This window comes from Shewanella sp. S1-58-MNA-CIBAN-0166 (assembly GCF_040310085.1).
Lineage (GTDB): Bacteria > Pseudomonadota > Gammaproteobacteria > Enterobacterales > Shewanellaceae > Shewanella.
Genome location: NZ_JBEOPN010000013.1, coordinates 20,885 through 42,887 on the forward strand (window position 1 = coordinate 20,885; position 22,003 = coordinate 42,887).

Annotated in this window: 18 protein-coding genes and 1 pseudogene; 13 read left to right on the plus strand and 6 right to left on the minus strand. The window is 41.3% G+C overall.

The annotated features are described in order from the left end of the window. Positions 1-579: 579 nt before the first annotated feature. From AAEY99_RS09825 to AAEY99_RS09850, 6 genes and pseudogenes are all read left to right on the plus strand, one after another. Positions 580-2,871, plus strand: coding sequence for a chondroitinase-B domain-containing protein (locus AAEY99_RS09825; RefSeq protein WP_351010326.1), 2,292 nt, complete (start codon positions 580-582; stop codon positions 2,869-2,871). Positions 2,872-2,903: 32 nt separating this feature from the next. Continuing rightward, positions 2,904-5,150: a heparinase II/III domain-containing protein gene (locus AAEY99_RS09830; protein ID WP_351010403.1), complete on the plus strand. Its 2,247-nt coding sequence runs from the start codon at positions 2,904-2,906 to the stop codon at positions 5,148-5,150. Positions 5,151-5,181: 31 nt separating this feature from the next. Beyond that, positions 5,182-5,529 carry a cupin domain-containing protein gene (locus AAEY99_RS09835; protein WP_162023764.1) on the plus strand — a complete coding sequence of 116 codons (348 nt, stop codon included), beginning with the start codon at positions 5,182-5,184 and terminating at the stop codon, positions 5,527-5,529. Beyond that, a complete protein-coding gene (locus AAEY99_RS09840) occupies positions 5,526-6,812 on the plus strand; it encodes an MFS transporter (RefSeq protein ID WP_351010327.1) in 1,287 nt (428 codons plus the stop codon). The genes AAEY99_RS09835 and AAEY99_RS09840 overlap by 4 nt, the downstream gene beginning before the upstream one ends. A 2-nt stretch (positions 6,813-6,814) precedes the next feature. Continuing rightward, positions 6,815-7,756, plus strand: coding sequence for a sugar kinase (locus AAEY99_RS09845; protein ID WP_350999693.1), 942 nt, complete (start codon positions 6,815-6,817; stop codon positions 7,754-7,756). Positions 7,757-7,943: 187 nt separating this feature from the next. After that, a pseudogene (locus tag AAEY99_RS09850) lies at positions 7,944-8,716 on the plus strand (class I SAM-dependent methyltransferase). Between the two features lie 30 nt (positions 8,717-8,746). Here the strand turns inward: AAEY99_RS09850 and AAEY99_RS09855 are convergent. Together AAEY99_RS09855 and AAEY99_RS09860 are read right to left on the minus strand one after the other, a co-directional pair. Next, positions 8,747-9,625, minus strand: a complete 879-nt coding sequence (locus AAEY99_RS09855) for a sterol desaturase family protein (RefSeq protein ID WP_351010329.1) — start codon at positions 9,623-9,625, stop codon at positions 8,747-8,749. A 195-nt stretch (positions 9,626-9,820) separates the two neighbouring features. Beyond that, complete coding sequence (locus tag AAEY99_RS09860) at positions 9,821-10,846, minus strand: DUF2804 domain-containing protein (RefSeq protein WP_162023768.1); 1,026 nt, start codon at positions 10,844-10,846, stop codon at positions 9,821-9,823. A gap of 281 nt (positions 10,847-11,127) precedes the next feature. Here AAEY99_RS09860 and AAEY99_RS09865 point away from each other — a divergent pair, with 281 nt between their 5' ends. The 5 genes from AAEY99_RS09865 to AAEY99_RS09885 all read left to right on the plus strand — a co-directional run bounded on the left by AAEY99_RS09865 (position 11,128) and on the right by AAEY99_RS09885 (position 16,239). Further along, positions 11,128-11,694, plus strand: coding sequence for a YajG family lipoprotein (locus AAEY99_RS09865; protein ID WP_011638554.1), 567 nt, complete (start codon positions 11,128-11,130; stop codon positions 11,692-11,694). Between the two features lie 60 nt (positions 11,695-11,754). Next, positions 11,755-12,339, plus strand: a complete 585-nt coding sequence (locus tag AAEY99_RS09870; protein WP_182744290.1) for a peptidylprolyl isomerase — start codon at positions 11,755-11,757, stop codon at positions 12,337-12,339. Positions 12,340-12,729: 390 nt separating this feature from the next. Beyond that, positions 12,730-13,062, plus strand: coding sequence for a hypothetical protein (locus tag AAEY99_RS09875; protein WP_180957210.1), 333 nt, complete (start codon positions 12,730-12,732; stop codon positions 13,060-13,062). A gap of 128 nt (positions 13,063-13,190) precedes the next feature. Further along, positions 13,191-14,555 (plus strand): AmpG family muropeptide MFS transporter, encoded by a 1,365-nt coding sequence (locus AAEY99_RS09880; protein WP_101088725.1) that lies wholly within the window; start codon positions 13,191-13,193, stop codon positions 14,553-14,555. A 412-nt stretch (positions 14,556-14,967) separates the two neighbouring features. Next, positions 14,968-16,239: a histidine kinase N-terminal 7TM domain-containing diguanylate cyclase gene (locus AAEY99_RS09885; RefSeq protein ID WP_351010331.1), complete on the plus strand. Its 1,272-nt coding sequence runs from the start codon at positions 14,968-14,970 to the stop codon at positions 16,237-16,239. 272 nt (positions 16,240-16,511) lie between these two features. Here the strand turns inward: AAEY99_RS09885 and AAEY99_RS09890 are convergent, their stop codons facing one another. Next, a complete protein-coding gene (locus tag AAEY99_RS09890) occupies positions 16,512-16,997 on the minus strand; it encodes a YajQ family cyclic di-GMP-binding protein (protein ID WP_101088723.1) in 486 nt (161 codons plus the stop codon). 337 nt (positions 16,998-17,334) lie between these two features. Here AAEY99_RS09890 and AAEY99_RS09895 point away from each other — a divergent pair, with 337 nt between their 5' ends. Then, a complete protein-coding gene (locus AAEY99_RS09895; protein WP_101088722.1) occupies positions 17,335-17,691 on the plus strand; it encodes a VanZ family protein in 357 nt (118 codons plus the stop codon). A 6-nt stretch (positions 17,692-17,697) separates the two neighbouring features. Continuing rightward, complete coding sequence (locus AAEY99_RS09900) at positions 17,698-18,675, plus strand: ketopantoate reductase family protein (protein ID WP_351010333.1); 978 nt, start codon at positions 17,698-17,700, stop codon at positions 18,673-18,675. Between the two features lie 94 nt (positions 18,676-18,769). Here AAEY99_RS09900 and AAEY99_RS09905 read toward each other — a convergent pair whose 3' ends face one another. The 3 genes from AAEY99_RS09905 to AAEY99_RS09915 all read right to left on the minus strand — a co-directional run bounded on the left by AAEY99_RS09905 (position 18,770) and on the right by AAEY99_RS09915 (position 21,928). Continuing rightward, entirely contained in the window at positions 18,770-19,642 is an 873-nt protein-coding gene (locus AAEY99_RS09905; protein ID WP_162023772.1) for a DMT family transporter, read from the minus strand. A 169-nt stretch (positions 19,643-19,811) separates the two neighbouring features. Further along, entirely contained in the window at positions 19,812-20,663 is an 852-nt protein-coding gene (kdsA, locus tag AAEY99_RS09910; RefSeq protein WP_011636211.1) for a 3-deoxy-8-phosphooctulonate synthase, read from the minus strand. 17 nt (positions 20,664-20,680) lie between these two features. Next, positions 20,681-21,928, minus strand: coding sequence for a DUF819 family protein (locus AAEY99_RS09915; protein ID WP_101088719.1), 1,248 nt, complete (start codon positions 21,926-21,928; stop codon positions 20,681-20,683). Positions 21,929-22,003: the final 75 nt, after the last annotated feature.

A 22,003-nucleotide genomic window follows, 5' to 3' on the forward strand; every position in this document is an offset into this window, starting at 1 on the left:
GTGTGTACGTAAAGAAAAGGAAATCAACTAATCTGGGGAGGTTAACGTGAAATTTATCAAGACAAGCAATACTTTGAGATTAACAGGATTAAAGTCGCAATCAAGATCAGCAATTTACGACGCGGCACTAATATCTCTATCAAGCAATCATGAACGTGCAACAGAGACAAACGAGTCAATACAAAAACAGCACGTCACAGTCTCTTAAATGCTAGGTAATTGGACTAGGCTACGCTTAATTACGGTTACGCTTACTTAGCAATACCGTGAGAGTGACACCCAGCCAAATAACTTACCATTTCCAGACAGCTCTTATCACGATGCGCATGACAGTGGACGACCTCAATTTGTTGGCTAACGTTACAGTGGCAGATTTCTTGTCATGTTGTTTCAAAGTCATGAAAATGTTGGGTAAACTCAAAATAATTCCCAATAAAAATAACACCACAGTTGCTGATTATTCACGTTATGGCGCTAACGAATTCTAAGGTGAAAAAGTAATTTTGAGCCTTTCCCCCTTGATAACTACTTAATGTAGCCATGGGGATATCATTTTAACAGTATTAAACGAGAGACTAGATGAATCATTCAAATAACAATACGTCATCGTCAAGGCATTGGTTATTCACGCAGTTGTTAGTCTTATTAATGCTTTGCATCCCATCAATCTATGTGCAGGCAAAAGATCGCTTAGTGACTACCCAGGCTGAGTACAAAAAAGCACTAAAGCTGGTTGAGCCTGGCGATAAAATCATTTTAAAAAATGGTACATGGCAAAATTTTGAAGTGTTGTTTATGGCGACAGGCACCGCCAATGCGCCTATTGAATTAACTGCCGAAACTAAAGGTAAAGTGATCCTGTCTGGCCAATCGAACCTTAAACTGGCTGGTGAATATTTACAGGTATCGGGGCTAGTATTTAAAAATGGCTCTACGCCAAGTAATGAAATTATTGCTTTTCGTAAAAGTAAAACTCAGTTAGCCAATCACTCACGAGTAACCGAAGTGGTTATCGATAACTACAGCAATCTAGATCGCCAAGAGTCTGATTATTGGGTCAGCTTATATGGACAAAATAACCGACTTGATCACAATCACTTTGTTGGTAAACGCAATGTAGGCGTAACTGTTGCTGTGCGTTTAGACAGTAAAAGCAGCCAGCAAAACCATCACCGAATTGATCATAACTATTTTGGTCCTCGCCCAATCTTAGGCTCTAATGGTGGCGAAACCCTCAGAATTGGCACCAGCCATTACTCACTAACGGATTCTTTTACCGTGGTTGAAAATAATTATTTTGATCGCTGCGATGGCGAAGTCGAAATTATTTCAGTCAAATCGGGTAAAAACCGTATTCAAAATAACGTCTTTTATGAATCAAGAGGCACATTAACCTTAAGGCACGGTAACGGTAATATTATCGATAGTAATGTGTTTTTGGGTAATGGCGTTGAACATACCGGCGGGATCCGCGTGATTAACCGCGATCAAACCATTACTAACAACTATCTAGAAGGCTTAACCGGCAATCGATTTGGCAGTGGTTTTACTATTATGAATGGCGTGCCAAATTCATCAATTAATCGCTATCATCAGGTGGTTAACGCCAATGTTAATAACAACAGCTTTATTAATCTTGACCATATTGAGCTGGCCGCGGGCAGTGACAGCGAACGTTCAGCAGTGCCACTAGACAGTAAATTAAACCACAATCTGTTTATTAGCCCAACCGCGCCATTTACTTTATACGATGATATTAGCGGACTTAGCTTTAACGACAACCTGAGTAATTTTGCGACCAAAACGTTAAGCCCATTAATGGCTAAAGGTATTCATTCACAAGATATCACCATGAAACGCGCTGCTAATGGCTTGTTATACCCAAGTGATGAAAATTTTGCAGCATATGGTGCCAGTAAAAAACTGACCCCTACATTAAAGCAAGATACCGGCACACTTTGGTATCCAAAAGCAGAGCCTACTGTCGCATTTCAATCTGGCAACACCATCAAGGTTAGCGCCAGTGACGATGAATTAGCAAGCGCAGTTGAACGAGCTCAACCAGGCGATATTTTATTACTCAGTGATGGCAAATATAACATCAGCAGAATACTGGCGATCAACAAAACGTTAAGCTTTAAAGCCGCTAATGCTCACCAAGCAATAATCAGCTTTGAACGCCCTAGTCTATTTGAAATTCAAGACAATGGTAGTTTGCAACTCGATGGTCTAGTCATTACTGGCTTAAACAGCCCTGATGCTGCCGGTAATAGCGTGGTAAGAACCCGCAAATGGGGCATGTTAACGAATTATCGTTTTGAAATGACAAACAGCATTGTTGAGCAACTTAATGTGAATCACTCATTTCACTTTTTCGATTCGGGCAGTCGCGCCTTTGCAGATAGTATTAATGTCAGCAATAGCCAGTTCCGCCATATTAGCGGGGATTTATTTCGCCTCGACAAAGAAACCGACGACTTAGGAATTTATAACACCGAATACCTCATATTGGACAATAACCAGTTTGACGATATTGAAGGTGCTATTGCCTCGGTATACCGCGGTGGTACGGATGAGAGCACCTTTGGTCCCCATGTATCGGTAACCAACAATGTGTTCACTAAAGTCGGTCAAGGTAAGCGCAATAAAACAGGCGCGTCACTGAAGTTACATGGGGTTCAAATGAGCCAAATAGAGCACAATAAATTTAACGACAGTGCCGTTATTATTGTTGAGCACACCGTCGGTGAACCACAAACCCGCATTACGCATAATCAGTTTATTAATACACCTAGCCCACAAGTAACGGAGTTAGTTGCAATAGGTAAACACACTGCAGATATCAACAATAATAAAGTGCAAAAACTATGAAAAACTTCAATATAGCCGCAGGCGTAAGCCCGATGACGCGTGTCATTAAGCAAGTAGGAAAAATAGCGCTATTGGCGTCAATGACGTGCGCTATTTCATTACCCGTTATGGCTGCGCAACATCCAAACTTAGTCATAAACCAGCAAGATGTGGCAGCCATGAAACAGGCCATCACTCAACCTGGGGCATTTCAAAATGCATTCAATACCACGCAGAACAATGTGGACAAAGGACTGGATCAGCCAATTGAAGTACCAGTACCCAAAGATGCAGGTGGTGGTTATACCCACGAAAAACACAAAAGCAATTACCAACAAATGTATGACACTGGCATTATTTATCAGCTGACTGGCGATAAAAAATATGCCAAATACGTTAAAGACATGCTGTTGCAATATGCCACACTTTACCCAACGCTACCTTTGCACCCTATGCGTAAAAGTAACAATGAAGGTAAACTTTTCTGGCAAGGACTCAATGAAGCAGTTTGGTTGGTACACACCATTCAGGCGTACGACTTTATCTATGATGCGTTAACACCTGCAGAACGTAATACCATCGAAACGGGCGCAATAATACCCGCCGCACTCTTTTTGTCAGAACAATCTCCGCACACCTTTAATAAGGTACATAACCACGGCACTTGGGCCACTGCTGCTGTTGGTATGAGTGGATATGTACTCGATAAGCCACTTTGGGTTGAACGTGCATTGTACGACTTAAATCTCGCCAAAAAAGGCGGTTTTATGCGTCAGTTGGACGAATTATTTTCACCAGACGGTTATTACAATGAAGGGCCATATTATCAACGTTATGCATTAATGCCATTTGTGACTTTTGCTAAAGCCATTGAGCAAAATGAACCGCAGCGTAAGATTTTTCAATACCGTGACGGTATATTACTTAAAGCTATTACGAGTACGGTTGAACTCAGTTATAACAAACTGTTTTTCCCGCTTAACGATGCGATTAAAAGCAAAGGCATCGACACTATTGAACTCGTCAACGGCGTCGCCATTGCTTATGGCCTAAACGCTGATCCACGTTTATTAGATATTGCTCAGCAACAACACAATATTTTATTAACGGGTGATGGGCTCAAAGTTGCACAAGGGTTAGACAACAAACTACAACAGCCATTTCCATTCGTTTCCACATTATTCCGTGATGGCCAACAAGGTGATGACGGTGCATTAGTGGTTATGCGTCAAGGCAAAGCAACCGACCAAGCCATTGTATTTAAAGCAACCGCTCAAGGTTTAGGTCATGGCCATTTTGATAAGTTAACGTGGCAGTTTTACGATGCTGGTAATGAAATCGTATCCGATTATGGCGCTGCACGTTTTCTAAATGTTGAAGCTAAATTTGGTGGCCGTTATTTACCTGAAAATGAATCGTGGGCTAAACAAACCATTGCCCATAACACTTTAATTGTTGACGAGAAAAGTCATTTTAATGGCAAGCTTAAAGCGGCTAACAAAAATAACCCTACATTACACTTCTACTCAGCAAAGCAAGACCTCACCATCGCGTCGGCTTCTATCGATACCGCTTATGATGATGTCGCATTTAAGCGCACTCTCGCCTTAGTCAACATCAAGCAACGTGATGCGGTAATTGGCATCGATATAATGCGTGTTACAGCTAACAAGCCACATCAATACGACTTACCCGTGCATTATCAAGGGCAATTAATCGATACCAACTTTGACAGACAGGCATCCTTGACTCAATTGTCTGCTTTGGGTACCGAAAATGGTTATCAACATCTATGGTTGTTAGCAACTGCTAACCTAGCCAAAGACAAAGCCGCGAATAAACTGGCTAAAGTCACTTGGTTAAATGATAACGGCCATTTTTATACCCTTAGCACGTTAGTTAATACTAACTTTAACAACGCCACTGACGAGCAAATGTTATTCACCCAATTGGGTGCCAACGATCCGGATATGAACTTACGCCAACAGCAGTCGTTCATTCATCGAGTGAATGCTACTAATCATACTTATGTCAGCGTGATGGAGCCACACGGCGAGTACAACCCATCAAAAGAATACACCTTAGAAGCCACCAGCAGTATTGCTGAGCTGATTCATCATCAACAAGCTGATCTAGAAGCGGTGCAAATACGCTTTACCGATGGACAACAATATCTATTAGCAATCAACCACGCAGATATCGCTGTGACTCAAGAAACTCAAAGTGTCATTAGCGTCAATGGGGTGCAATACCCATTTAGCGGACGCGCCGAATTATTAGACATTAAAGAATTCAAGTAACACAAAATTAAAATAAAAAGGAATAAACACCATGCAGCAAAGTGAACATTTTTCATTTGGGGAACAAACAGAAATCGAAGATATTGGCGGAGGGTTAAAGCGCCAAATGCTTGGATTTAATCATGAACTCATGGCAGTAAAGATTTGGTTTGATAAGGGAGCAGAAGGCTATGTGCATGCTCATCGCCATTCACAAGTATCTTATGTGGTAGAAGGTGAGTTTCATGTCAATGTCGATGGCGTGATTAAGGTGCTAACGGCTGGAGACAGTTTCTTTGTGCCACCTCATGTAGACCATGGTGCAGTTTGCCCAACTGGCGGCATTTTAATTGATACCTTTAGCCCGGCTAGAGAAGATTTTGTTGAGGGTTTAGCATGAAAAAAGTTCCCCTTAAATTGAAGCACCTACGTTGGCTTGTTGTCAGCTTAGTGGCACTCGCTACTGTCATTAACTATATCGACCGATCTGCCCTTGCCATTATGTGGCCAGGCATTGCAGAAGATTTAGGTTTAGATAAAAGTGATTATGCCAACATTATTACCGTGTTCATGATCTCATACGCAATTGGTCAGTCTCTATTTGGTAAGATATTTGATGCTATTGGTACACGCTTAGGTTTTTTACTATCCATTGTAGTGTGGTCGGTCTCAATCGCCCTCCATGCTGTTGCAGCAAGCGTTACCTCATTTGCTATTTTTAGAGCCATGCTCGGGCTAGGTGAAGCGGGTAACTGGCCTGGCGCAACCAAAGCGAATGCTGAATGGTTTCCGATTAAAGAACGCGCTCTAGCACAAGGCATCTTCAATGCTGGTGCGTCTTTAGGCTCGATTATCGCCCCACCATTAATTGCTTTTTTGTATGCCTTTTTAGGATGGCAGGCAACCTTTATCGTCATTGGTAGTTTGGGTATTCTTTGGATTTTACCTTGGTTGATTGTTTATAAATCATCACCAGACTCACATCCATGGATCACTGAAGAAGAACGCCAACATATCTTAACCGGACAACGATGCACTTCAGAAATACAACAGGACAAAGAATACGTGCCCACTATGGGACAGTTATTACGCCACCGTCAAACTTGGGGAGTGATTGCAGCACGTTTCTTTATCGACCCTATCTGGTGGTTATTTGTTGCTTGGCTACCATTGTATTTAAACGAAAAATTTGGGTTTGATGTTAAACAAATTGGCGCATTTGCTTGGTTACCTTATGTCGGAGCTGCCATCGGAGCATTATTTGGTGGCTGGTTTAGTGGCCACTTGATGAGCCGAGGCTGGTCGGTGAATAAAGCCCGTCGTAGTGCAATTGTCTTAGGTTGTATGGTTATGCTGCCAGCACTGTTACTGACATCTCTTGCTGCAACGCCTTGGATGGCAATGGGCCTTATAGCGCTTATCTTATTTGGTTTTCAAACAGCTATTGGCAACGTTCAAACATTACCAAGTGATTACTTCTCCGGTAAAACTGTCGGAACCTTAGCTGGTATTAGTGGTACATCGGCAGTATTAAGTGTAATTATCACCATCCAATTAGTGCCAATGATGACCAAAGGCGGTGACTATACGCCATTCTTTATTTTAGGTGCGGCGTTAGTTCCACTAGCATTAATTTCGTTGTGGTTAGGCGGAAAAATTGAACCGGTAAAAAGGAAGGCATAACCGTGAAGAGTCTGTATTTATTTGGTGAGTGTATGGTCGAATTACAGCGTGTAACGGCCACCAGTTTACAGCAATCTTTTGCTGGTGACGTGTATAACACTGGGGTTTACCTTAAACGCACCTTTAGTGATATTAATACCCACCTAGTCACAGCCATTGGCCAAGATAGTTTTAGCCAGGCCATGTTGCAACGCTTTGACGATGAAAAAATTAATACTGATATGGTCTTTCAAAGCACCGACAAAATTGCCGGTCTGTATGCAATACAAACCGACAGTAAAGGCGAGCGCAGCTTTACATACTGGCGCAACGATTCAGCCGCCAAGCAAATCATGCAATTTATTGATGATGCGGCCATCAGTAAAATATCTCAGGCAGATATGGTGTTTTTTTCGGGCATTTCTTTAGCAGTAATTAATGAAGAAGATCGCGACGCATTTTGGTTACTGATTAAACAATGTAAGCAAGCAGGTGTCAGTATTGTATTTGACCCTAACTACCGCGCAAGAATGTGGCACAGTCCAGACCAAGCAAAGGCGCAGTTTGATATTGCGTTTAGTGTGGCCGATGTCGTACTGCCAGGTGTTGATGACTTTAATCAACTTTACGGTATTAGCTCCGTTGAAGACATTATTGCGTTCTGCCAGCCTTACGACATTAATGAACTGGTGATAAAAAATGGTGAAAACGGCATTAATTATGTAATTAATGGTCAGCAACAGCATTTCTCAATCACACCAGTAACGAATGTTGTCGACACCACATCAGCGGGGGACTCGTTTAACGGGGTGTATTTAGGCGCACGCTTAACTGGCGCAGATATCAGCACAGCGATAAAATTAGCCTCCCAAGCAGCAGGATTTGTGATCCAACATAAAGGTGCCATAGCACCTAAAATTGAGTTTCATCAATTTATTGAACGTCAAAAATTAATCATGCAATAACAGCTAAAGAATCATCTTTTGTCGCTTTTAAAAAGGCTTGATAACACTGAGTTATCAAGCCTTTTTATTTGCTAAGAAAAAGTAACACATCGCCTATTGAGCCATTCGTGTTTTAGCTTCAAACCAAGTAACATTACTGAATAATTTCGATAATTTACCCCATTAAAGCAATAAGAAGACATTGAACATGGACTATTTAGCCATCAATAAACACGCATGGAACCAGCGAACTCAAATCCACCTCGACTCAACATTTTACGATTTAGACGCATTTATCCAAGGTAAGTCATCATTAAACCCCATTGAACTTGAACAAGTCGGCGATGTGCACCAAAAAACCTGTTGCACCTACAGTGTCACTTTGGACAAGACAGCTTATCGTGGGCAAGGCTTGGCGCCAATGTCACTGGCGTAGATTTATCAAGCGAGTCGATTACAACTGCAAAAAAACTGGCTGCTCAATTACACTTACCAGCAACATTCATCAATAATGACATCTATCAATTTGGTGACCACAATGTCGAGCAATATGACATCGTATTCACCTCTTATGGGGTGTTAGCTTGGTTACCAGATTTAACTCGCTGGGCGCAAACCATTGCTGGAGCATTACGTCCAGGCGGTGAATTTCATTTGGTTGAGTTCCACCCTTTTAATGATGTGTTGTGTGGTTATGGCTACTTTCCACAGACACAACCGGATATCGAAGATGAAGTCACTTACACCGAAAACCACAATGACCAAATTGAAACGGTAGTCACTTGGCCACATCCGATAAGCGAAGTCATTAGCGCACTCATTAGTGCAGGACTCTGTATCGAAGCGTTTAACGAGCACCCTTACAGTCCCTACAACTGCGTCGAAGGTTTGGAGTTTGTGGTAGGCAAAGGTTACCAGCTGAAACATCAAGACCACCTCATCCCACTTATTTACTCTATTAAAGCAAGCAAAGTGGGATAAGTACTAGCCTGAAGCCTGTTTACAATGGGCTCAAATATCGGATTTAGTGGATGACTGTTGATGTGTTGAAGGCGGTGCAAATAATATCCGTAAACGTTGTGTTAGCGATAATTGCGCTTGGGTAACATCACCCCACATGTCGCGCCATTCACTAAACGTTACCACTAACGGATTAAAACTGTTTACCGGTTTGGTAATACCGTACACCACAGTTTCATTTTCAGGCTCAAACGTACCAAACATTTTGTCCCATATAATCAGCACACCGGCATAATTTTTGTCGATATATTGTGGGTTGCGCCCATGATGAACACGATGATGGGACGGTGTATTGAAAATCAATTCTAACGGTCCTAACGATTTAATCGCTTGGGTGTGAACAAAGAACTGCAATCCAAGGTTGAGCAACACCGCAAACACCACCCAGTTAGGATCAAAGCCAATCACCACCAACGGTAACCAAAACAACCACATGCCTGCCAACGGGTACATTAAGCTTTGTCTAAAGGCGGTGCTGAAGTTCATGTTTTCTGAGCTGTGATGCACCACATGTGCAGCCCACATCCAACGGATACGATGGCTAGCGCGATGAAACCAGTAATAACAAAAGTCTTGCGCAATGAGCAATAAACCAAAAGTGAATAATGTCATTTCAATATCAAATAAGCGCCAGCCGAAAAAGTGTAAATATATCTTCGCAATAAACAAGCCAGCGACGATATCCGCCACTTGGTGCATACCTGCCAATACAAAATTACACAATACTTCGGCAGGACGATATTGAGCATTACTCGGTAATCGCTGGGCGCGAACACCAAACCACCATTCCAGTAAAATGCAGCCGAAAAAAATCGGCGCTAACACCAGTAATAACCACTCTGGGTGAGCTATCAGTAAATCCATGTCCATATGTTATCCATTTCTATTTATTATTATGTTAACAACGTTTGTAATAACGCTTCGCTACTTCGCATTCCTAATCAAATCGCTCTTCCGGCACAACCCATTTTAGTAAACCGCTTTAATAATCCGTTTTTAATAGGCCGTTTTTAATAAGCCATAGACTAAAAAGGTCACTAATCTAGTCGACACCGTTAATCGTCATCACCATTTGGCAAAATGATCTTCTGTTAATCCTAGCTGGTTAGTTAACTTATATTGATTACCATTGTTGTCGCAAATCACTCCGCTAAAGTAGCCAATGTATTGTCTAAAGTTGTTTTTTAACCAGATTAAATTGAGCTTTTCGCTGCGTTGATTTAACGGCCTAAAATGCAAATCGACATTGCCATCATTAGTGGTGATATGCCACACATCTTGTTGTGAGTGTCGATTAAAATCAAACTGTGCCCCGCCCAGTATATGGCGTTGGCCATTTATCCACATCACATTTTCTGTTTGACCCGTTTCATTAACGCCAGCGGCTAAATTCAACCCAATAACCCCGGCGTCAGTTTTGGCATTCATTGAAGCCCAGCGCCAACTGGTTTCGCGGCGCATAAACCCAGCCGAAAAGTCATAACCTGCAAGCGCATATTGTAAAGGCTGCGGTTCATGATGAATAGTTAATTGCCCTGTTACGGCTAAGCCATTGTGCTTTTGTGTATAGGTCCAACCGTTATAACCCGTTGGGGTACACAAACTGATGGGTAAACTCAACGGCGCAGGTTGAATACGTAAATTGGCTTGTATGTCTGCAAGGTTAATCTCGACTTGCCATTGTCCGTCGACAATATTGATAACAATACCTTTGTGTTTACGGCCAATTTCGGCGCGCCCACGCTTAGGAGAGTCACTTAGCTGGCAGCCAAACCCGAATGGCGTTAGCCATTGCGTTTGGGTCAGCTTGTTAGTTTTAATGTCATAAAGGTAGCAAAAACCATTGGCGACATAACGAATATCGGCAATCGCCAGGGCGATAATATAATGAGGAGTGATAATACTAACGAATTGGAATTGTTTAAAATCAAAGTACTTAGCCATTGCCGATGCAGGCTTGTCCATTACCGTCGAATAAGCAAACTGATTAACATTGAGTGAATCAACAATCCCATCAAATATGCCAAACACAGGCTGGCCGTTGACATTAATCAATTTATCAGGAGCCAATTGCGGCTGTTTATGTTGCATTACATTACCTACATCATGTTGTTTATCAAACTTAAGTTACATATCACTAACCTGAATTGATCAGTCATTAATGTCAATAACCAAGTATATAGTTGCCGTATAACCCCATTAAAATGACGTTAAAATGACGTTAAAACCAGATATTAATAAGTGATGGCGCCTGCATAAATTGTAATGGGCATCACTCTAGTTCTCTTTATAACAACATAACCTTAGCGATACTGGAAACCCAGACAAATTCTGGTATCATTTATCCACCTTTTACTGGTTATTGTTGTCTCATGAAGTTATTGATCCCTATTTTACTGTCCACATTATTGTTGTCGGCTTGCGCAAGTTATGAACCGACTCATGTTGGTCTTAATCCCACGCTGGGTCCGATTCAGTTACAAACTGAAGTCGATTTCCCTGTACTGGTCGACACCATCGATACTCGCGAAGCAAGCTTTGTGGTGCGCTTTAATGAAGAAGGCAAATCACCAAGATTAGTCAGCGCCAGTGAGCCCATCCGTCAACAGTTGGATACACTGTTCCGTAATGGCATGAACAAAGCCGGTTATGTTATTGACCCTGCCGCACGCAATTCAGTGCAGTTTCAGCTAAATTACTTGTTAGCTGACGTCACGGATACCACGTTCAGTTACGAATCAAAAACACGTTTAGTTATCAATGTATTGGCTAAAAACTCACAACAAGAGTTCACCAAATCCTATAACGCTAATGGCTATTTAAAAGGCCCGCTAAGTCCAGATTTTGCCACTCTTGAATTAGATATCACCAAACTCGTTGATAAGCTCACCACTGAAATTCTTAACGATGAAGAGTTACACCAATTTATTCAACGTTAATCCAACCCGCTTTATCAGGTATTGGCATCGAGAGATGCCAATAAAAAAGGACGTCACATTATGTTGAAATGGTTATCCACTTGCCTACTGTTATTGACCAGCTTAAGTTCCAACGCTGCGGTCGACATTCAAAAAGACACTTTATATCCGCAAGTAGAGTTGGACACCTCTATGGGGAAAATAGTGGTTGAGTTAGATCGCACTCGTGCACCGCTTACCGTAGATAACTTTTTAACCTATGTGGTTAAAGGCGAATATGACAATACTATTTTTCATCGTGTGATTGCCGAATTTGTGGTGCAAGGTGGCGGGTTAACCACTAAATTAGAAGAACGCCCTTCGCTAGAGCCGGTTGTAAATGAGTCCGGTAATGGTTTATCAAACTCCCTTGGCACAATTGCCATGGCTCGAGATAACGATCCTCATTCAGCAACACGTCAGTTTTACTTCAACCTAGGTGACAATAAAAAATTAGACCCTTCTAAACGTCGTTGGGGCTATACCGTTTTTGGTGAAGTGACTCAGGGGATGGATGTATTAGAAGCCATTTCATTGGTACCAACTGAACATAACACCACCCTAAATTGGCCCGATTTTCCGGTTAATACTGTCATGTTGAAAAAAGCGACTCTACTGCCTCGCTAATATCCCACTAATCGCCTATACCTACCGATGGTCATGTTAATGCATGCCATCGGCATTTATGTTGTCTCCAACAATGTCATATTGGCCAGTCTTATCTCAGTCAGTCTTATCTCGGTCAGTCTTATCTCGGTCAATATTATCTCAACCAGTTTTAGCTCGATTAATTGGTCCAAACTTGCTCAATATTGTGACGTCATAAATTGTTACCCTATACATTTTTACTAGCTGATAAATCAACTAAATAGCACTATTGAATGACTGAATCGACACTTTTTTAAGCTTTTGACTATCGACAGCTAAATTAACGTCTATACTCTATTTGACCCATTCACCTAGTTAGCTGCGCAATTCTTCGCAACCGCATTTCGAATATTCAAGGACGCAATTATGATGACGGCTAATGATTTTATTGAAACCAAAGCACCACAACTTGCCTATTTTGGTAAAGCTTTTTTAAATAATCAATTAGATTACAAAGAGATACAGCTCTATATGTGGGATGTACTAGAAGAGTGGCAATTTATATCAAATAATCCCATCCAATTAGCCGAACAACCTAGCGATACCGAGAAAGTGTTTTGGCACTTATTGTATTGCTTCGATCATTGGTCTGGTTGGGCAATTAAAGGCAATCAATACTTACGCCAGCAAGTTCATGAATGTTGCGACTACATTAATATTGGCGGCAATGTGCCACAAAGTTGTATTGGTATCAGACCTTAAGGCGATTATCTTAAATCTGCTCTGAATGCTAATTTAACCTCAAACTGACTGAATAATCTTTTAGAATGGCTTGAACCTAAACCCCTTGCAACATAAGCTAGAGCCATTCTCCTTTATCCAGTTGTCTTATGTCGGTTTTCTTGTCTCGTACCCGTGAAGCGTTATCGGTTTACTACCACAAACGAGTATTTATTTTACTCTTGCTGGGGTTTTCTGCCGGCTTACCATTAATGTTAGTCTTTTCGACCTTAAGTTTTTGGTTACGTGAAGCTGGCATCGACCGAGCGGCGATTGGTTATTTTAGCTGGATAGCACTAACGTATGCATTTAAATGGGCGTGGTCGCCATTAGTCGATCGTATGTCATTGCCCTTTTTTACCCGTTTTTTAGGACGACGACGCGGATGGATGCTGTTCGCACAACTGTGCTTAGTCGGCGCCATACTCGGTATGTCTGTTAGCGATCCAGTGGTCAATCTTGAACGTTTGGCCTTATGCGCCCTACTTTTGGCATTTGCCTCCGCCACCCAAGACATTGTCATTGATGCTTTTCGGATTGAATCCGCCCCTGAAAAAATGCAAGCAGCGCTTGCTGCAGCGTACCAAGTCGGTTATCGCAGTGCGATGATCATCGCAACAGCAGGCGCATTAACCATTGCAGCTTGGGTTTCTCCTGGCGATGATGCTTACAACTTAGAAGCTTGGCAAACAGCTTACTTTGCCATGGCGATGTTAATGGGCATTGGTATCATTACCACGTTATGTGCCAAAGAACCGCAAGTCGATACCAAACAGGCTGACGATAAAGAACGCCTATTAAGAGCCGAGTTTGCTGCCAAATACCCTGCTAAAGTCGCTGGGGCATTAGCCTGGTTATACAGCGCTAGCGTATTGCCTTTTATTGACTTTTTTAAGCGTTATGGCAAAAGCGCTATTCTGATTTTGTTGTTAATCTCGTGCTATCGCATTTCCGATATTGTCATGGGTATTATGGCAAATGTGTTTTATGTTGATATCGGTTTTAGCAAAGAAGAAATCGCTTTTATCAGTAAAGTCTATGGTTTGATCATGACCTTAGTCGGCGCCGCTTTTGGTGGTGTGTTGCTTATGCGTTATGGCACCATGAAAATTCTATTCTTAGGTGCCTTGTTAGTCGCGGTCACTAACCTGTTGTTTGCTTGGCAAGCGTATATTGGCTACAACGTGCCATTTTTAACCTTAGCCATATCGGTAGATAATTTTAGTGCAGGTATCGCAACCGCAGCGTTTATCGCTTATTTGTCCAGTTTAACCAGCAGTGGTTATAGCGCGACACAATATGCGTTATTGTCTTCGATAATGTTACTATTTCCTAAATTTATCGCAGGATTTTCGGGCTTGTATGTTGATGCTTTTGGTTACATCAATTTCTTTATTGCTGCGAGTTTAATTGGCTTTCCGGTGTTGCTATTAGTGGTGTTGGTGAATCGATCGCAAAACCAAAATTTAAAATAAAAGTGAGGTAATAGAAAAATTACTGATGTGGCAAAATCATCTTTTGAACTAACCTAACTTGATTAAAATTAGCATAGCGACACCAACACAACCTTGTAATACTTTATCTGATGGCATTTTTAAATCACAGTTTTTATTAATCAAAAAGTGTTTCATCACAAAGCCGAAATGATAAACAGACTTGACAGTACTCTCTTCAAATCGGTCTTATCACTAAGCCTCGCCCAACTGGCTGAAATGAAAAATATGTTTACCTTGAGACTATTTGTTGTATGGTAATATTCAGCAGATAAATATGTGTAGGGTTAAGAGATTTTTGACTGACTTGTGGAGGGCGTTCTACTAGGACACCAGCTTGGTTCAGACGATAAAACAACAAAGCGCTGCATCATAGTATTTGAACGGATAAATAATGATTCAACTTTACTCCTTACCTTTAATTGTCTGCTCTAGCATCAGCTTTATTCTAAGCTTGTTTTTCATGTTGCTATATCATCGTCTGAAATCACGTCACGAAGAACAAGTGTACTATTACTTGATTTTTTCGCTATCAGCATTGTTAAGTAGTGTCTTTTTAGCAGCCTTTGCGATCCTCATTAATTCTTCTGAAAATCTCGATTATCTCAATATATCCAACCGAGTGACCATCATTACTGCAATGTTCACCATTGTGATTGGCCTGCATTTCTTTGTCGCATTCTTTGAATATAAAGCCCCTGTGCTACTCAAATTATGCTATGCCATATGTGGCGTCTTTTCTTTACTAGCCTTGGTACCAAATCAATATTTTCTAGCCAAAGAGTATTATGCCACCTCAACATATTACACCGGCCTGGTATTTGGTCCTTTATTCCAGCTGTGGGGGATCTGGATACTGTTATTAGCAGGATACTGTATCGTTATTCTTACTCGGATCTATGTGCGTCAATACAAAAAGAAAAATAATTCTCTTGGCACAGTGCAATTACTTTTAGGGGCTACGAGCATATGGATGGTAACTGGCGTAGCTGATACCTTAACAGGAATACAAGTTATTGATCTGCCGCCCTTAACATGGGTTGGTTCTTTTTTAGTAACATGCTGCAATGCTTGGATTCTAGTCCTTCATATTGACGATCTTTATGAGCAAAGGCGACAGTTAAATAATCGTCTTATGCATGATCATCTTACTCAGGCTTTCTCACGCAGCTACTTTGAATTCCGTTTGACCGAAGCCATTAATAAAATGTCGAGAAACCATTCAATTAAATTACACCTATGTATATTTGATATAGACAATTTTAAAACCATTAATGATAGTTATGGACATATAAACGGAGATGAATTACTCAAAGCAATCGCAACTATTGTCAAAGAGAACATTCGCCCCATTGATTGCTTTGCTCGTTTGGGCGGGGATGAATTCGTTCTTCTACTTATTGACTTAGATGATCAGCACGCTTATGAGATCGTTGCACGGATCAAAAAGAGTATATTTGAAACCACATTTGGGCTAAGCACACTGCAATTTAGTGCTTCATGTTCTTTTGGGATGGTGAGCTCAGGGGCTGAAAACTTAGTAAGTAAAAATCTATCAAAACAACTATTATCTAAAGCAGATGAAGCCCTCTATATCGCCAAAAATCAAGGAAAGAATACAATTAGAGTGTTAAATCTATCGGAATCAGAAGCACTGATGACCTAGCGTGCTGGAGCAAGAAACGATTGATAATATTTATTATGTATCTATTTAGTCATGGACTACTATCAATGCTAAGAAGCTATACAGAATCTGTTACAGAGTCGAACACATTGTCATTCATGATGTTGTCCCCCCATACAATGTACGCTAATCAAAATTGAATATAAGCAAAACAAACTAACGCAAACATTACTTCCCAAAAAAGCCGATAGGGTTTCCCTTATCGGCTTTTTGTCTCTACAGAACTTGCCTGTGGAGAATTTATCACTTCAGGATTAGTCTCTGAAGTTGTCGAACTGGAATGGTTGTCCGAGTTCTGATTCTTTGGCTAGACGCATGACCGCTTGTAGGTCATCGCGCTTTTTGCCAGTGATGCGTACTGAGTCGCCTTGAATAGCGGCTTGCACTTTAAGCTTGCTGTCTTTGATGGCTTTAACTAGCTTTTTAGCAATCAGTGAATCGATACCTTGCTTAAAATTAACTTTTAAACTGAAGGTTTTGCCACTGTGAACCGCTTTGTCATCGACTTCCATTGACGACGGATCGACGTTGCGTTTACTCAACTGAATACGTAAAATATCAACGAGCTGCTTACAAATAAAATCATCTTCCGCTTTTAGCGTGACAACGTTGTCTTTGTATTCAATTTCAATTTCTTTACCACGTAAATCAAATCGGCTAGCCACTTCACGGCGAGAGTTTTCTACCGCGTTACGTAATTCTTCTTCATCAACTTCCGACACAATATCCATAGATGGCATGTTGCTTTCCTCTTTGATTCATCACATTTATATACGGCTATTTTACACTAGGAGTCATTAACAGGATAGTGGAGTACAACTTAGGCTCTATTAAACCGATTATCGTGCGCTAATATCCCATTGATTAACAAAATATCATTAACCAGCTATTTTAAATGATAATGTAGTTAAAACGCCCATTCTATTGAGTTTTACGACTATGGGTTTGTCATTATCAATAGTAAAAACGGCCCTTTTTGAACAATTGTTACTTTCTATAGAGGTTAATTAGTGACAATTTTAAACAGGTTTCTTATTATTAGCGATATTCTCATTTCACAAGGCTGATGTTACGCTCGTGATCACTTATAAAAACATTTTTAAACTTGCGTTAGTTGTTGCTGTGATAGTGACTAGCTATCTTGTTTTTTCAAAACCAAGTTACCCGCAAACGTTCGCCCATATGGATAAAGTGGGCCATTTAGGCAGTTTTTTAGCCCTTTCATATCTAGCACATTACGCTTTTAAACCGCGTTGGTATTTTTTGTGTACCTCTTTGGCTGCCTATGCAGTGTTAATTGAATTGATTCAATCTCGCTTACCTTATCGCAGTGCATCAGCTGCCGATGTCATTGCCGATTTTGTCGGGATTGCATTATTTTACTTATTGCACTTTTCTATCAATAAGTACCGTAAATTAAAAGCGAATCGTTAATACCTCATGGTAAAAACATCAGCGTTGCCAGCGTCATCCACACACGACAATAATGCTCTTATTGCCGTTTTAGGTGCAGGTGCGATTGGGCAATTGATGTATCATAAATTGAGTGTTAATACCCAAGAAGCTCAAGTAAACGAGGTGATATTGATTGGCAGAGATAAGCAGACTCGCCATCAACAATTGCGTTTTATTGACCACACCCAACACACCCATGAAGCCTTAGCGACTATATTGGGAACAGATGATAACCGCTTAGCGCGAGTTGAATTACTGTTTGTGTGTGTTAAAGCCTATCAAGTCGAGCAAGCGCTTTTACCTTTATTACCGAAACTGTCGCCTCAATGCCATATTGTATTACTGCATAATGGTTTAGGCCCGCACTTACCTGTTGCTGCAGCCCTTATGCGGTATAAGGATATGGGCTTAACCTTAGGCACCACTTCACAAGCGGCGTTGAAGTTAAGCCCGTGGCAGGTGAAGTACAGTGGTTTGGGTGTGACTCAGCTAGGTCATTATTGTGGCTCTGTTATGTCGGCAGCATTAAAGACATGCTTAACTCGTCTACATAGTGACAACCAACCGATTGAGTGGCATCAACCTGTATTACCAGTCTTGTGGCAAAAGCTGGCCATTAATGCAGTAATAAACCCGTTAACCGCGTTAAATCAGTGTGCGAATGGCCAATTGGCAGCAACAGAATATCAATCACAGATCAGTGCCATTATCGATGAGCTAGTAGAAGTGGCTAAATATGATGGCATCATATTAGATAAGGCGGCTGTCAAAGTGCGGGTTTATCAGGTGATTGAGTTAACCTCGGCAAACTTCTCATCTATGTATCAAGATGTCGCCCACAGCAGACCGACTGAAATTAATGAGATAAATGGCTACATTTGCCAGCAAGCTAAGGCGCTTCATCTTAATGTGCCCAATAATCAATATCTCGTCGACAAGGTTTTGCAATTGAGTAAATCTTGAATGCGATGCTATCACTGGCCTCAACTCAATTTAAATCATCGGGTAAGTCAGCCCAAATCAAAATATTTGGACTGATAACTATTCGCTACTGGATTTAGCTCCACATTACCAAAACAGCTGCTATCGCGATTAAAATCAAACCCGCTACATCGTTAATTTTAACTTTATCTTTAAGCCAAAAAACAGCGATCATCAAGGTAAAAAACACCTCAATCTGGCCGAGTGTTTTAACATAAGGCACAGCCTGCAACGACATTGCACTGAACCAACCAATTGAACCGATGCAACTGGTGATACTAATTGATAAGGTTAATGTGGGTCGTTGCCACAACGCCGCTAAAGTCGATTTATCTTTTGCCAGCAAATAACCAATGAGCACGATGGTTTGTAAACCAATAACCCACAGTAATACCCATGCTGCACGATGCGTAAACGGCCCTTGCAGAGTTAAACTTGCTTCGCGTACCCATAGCGAGGTCAACGCAAAAGCACTGCCACATGCAAGCCCTAATAAGACTGTTTTAACTGAAAGTTGTTTAAAACCCTGTTTGCTGCTTAACAACATTATTGCTAAGCCGCCAATAACAACGCCTATCCAGCCTAATAGGGATAATTGTGTGCCGAAAAATAGCACCCCAAGTATTGCAGCGACTAATGCTTCACTTTTAGCCAGCCCGGCACCAATGGCAAAGTTTTGCATTTTAAACAGTTTAACCATCAAGCCTGTTGCTAGAATTTGCATCGATGATGCACCAATCACAAAACCCCAAAATGTCCCTGTAAACTCAGGTAATGCACTAGGTTGATATTGATGTAAACCATACAGATAACACGCAGCAATGGGGCCGGCCCAAATGAATCGAGCCAAGGTAACACCTGCAACACTGACTTCTTTACTGAGTTTGCTTTGAAATGCATTGCGCCACGCCTGCATAAACGCAGCGAGGAAGGTAAACATGATCCACATAATTAACTATTGCTCATTACATAAAAAAGCCCTGAAACTTGGTAAAAAGTCAGGGCTTATACAAGGGCAATTAGATTACTGTTTACGACCATTAAAAGACACTGATTAAATGCCTAATTGATTAAAAATCAACTTACCGCTGTTTCAGTCATTCAATGTCATTGATGGCTTACTTGCTGGTATCAATAAACTCAAAAGATTTAACCAATTCATCAACCGCTTTCATCTGCGTTAGGTATTTCTCTAATAAATGCAGTGGTAGCGCACATGGGCCATCGCATTTTGCATTATCAGGATCGGGATGGGCTTCGATAAATAGACCCGCTAAACCTAATGCCATACCACTACGAGCAAGCTCGGTTGCTTGTGCACGACGTCCACCAGCAGAATCTGCTCGTCCACCAGGGCGTTGTAGTGCATGAGTGGCATCAAATATTACCGGATAACCGGTTTGTTTCATTTCGTCCATGCCTAGCATGTCTACAACGAGGTTGTTGTAACCAAAACTACTGCCACGTTCACATAAAATAATATTGTCATTACCGGCTTCGTTAAACTTGGTAATGATGTGACGCATTTCGTGTGGCGCTAGAAACTGCGGTTTTTTCACATTGATCACTGCACCGGTTTTCGCCATTGCCACTACAAGATCAGTTTGGCGTGCTAAAAATGCAGGCAACTGAATAATATCGACAACTTCTGCAACTGGCGCACACTGATGAATTTCATGCACATCGGTTATCATCGGTACGTTAAAGGTTGATTTTATTTCTTCAAAAATACGTAAACCTTCTTCCATACCAGGGCCACGGTATGAGTTAACCGATGAACGATTGGCTTTATCAAAAGACGCTTTAAACACATATGGAATGCCAAGCTTTTGGGTCACTTCCACATAATGCTCGGCAATCGACATCGCTAAATCGCGCGACTCAAGCACATTCATACCACCAAATAACACGAACGGCTTATCGTTAGCGACTTGAACGTTATTAGATAACTGAATAATTTTTTGATCCATTTGATCCTCTTAGCGCATTACGCTGCAACAATTTGTAATAACTGACCACATAGCCATGCCATGTAAGTACCTAATGCATAACCGAATACTGCCAACAACACCCCTACAGGTGCTAATGCTGGATGGAACGCAGCAGCCACCACTGGCGCCGATGCAGCTCCGCCCACGTTTGCCTGGCTGCCCACTGCCATATAAAACAATGGCGCTTTAATGAGTTTAGCAACCAATAACATTAATCCTGCATGCACTAACATCCACACGATACCGATTAAGAAATAAATCGGCGTATCCATGACTTTAGACACATCCATATGCAAACCTATGGTTGCAACGAGAATGTATAAAAATGCTGAGGCGATTTTAGATGCGCCAGAGGCTTCAAGATGACGCACAGGGCTAAATGAAAGTCCTAAGCCAATAGTAGTCACAATTACCACTAACCAGAAGAATTTAGAGGTTAAACTGTAATCTTCGGTCCACGGATAGTTGGCTTCAAAGAATGGCCCCAAGAAATCTGCCGCAAAATGGGCAAAACCTGTTACCCCAAACCCAACAGCCACAATTAACATGATGTCGCGAAGTGATGGAATACGTGAATTCTCGGCGTGGTACTTTTCTACTTTCTCTTTTAGTGCTTCAATTGCGGTGGTGTCTGCACCCGTTCTGGCATCAATCTCTTTAGCTTTTGATGCCATAAACAGCAGTACTGCCATCCAGATATTGGCCACGATGACATCTACCGTAACCATTACCGAGAATATCTCACCACCGACCGAATAAATCTCTTTCATCGCGGCTTGGTTTGCACCACCACCAATCCAACTTCCCGCTAAGGTTGTCATGCCGCGCCATACGGCATCTGGACCATTACCACCTAGTAGTGATGGATCTATCATTGATACGCTTAATAGCGCAATCGGTCCGCCAATAACAATACCCAGCGTGCCGGTTAAAAACATTATCACCGCTTTAGGGCCTAAACTAAGAATGGCTTTTAAATCGACACTTAAAATCAATAACACTAAACACGCAGGCAATAAATACCGCGAAGCAACAAAATACAGTTGTGACGCATGACCATCGATCACGCCAAAAGTGTTTAATAATGAAGGTAAGAAATAGCACAGTAGTAATGCTGGGATGTATTTATAGAATTTTTGCCAAAACGGATGGGTAGATGAACTAGTGTAAAAAACAAAACCTAAAATAACGGCGAGTATACCCAGTGCGGTGGCATCATTGCTCACCATTGCTGACGTTGTCATGCAGTGTTCTCCCTTACAAATACATTATATTTTTTGTTGTTATTGTGATTGTTATTGCGAAAATCAATGGTGATT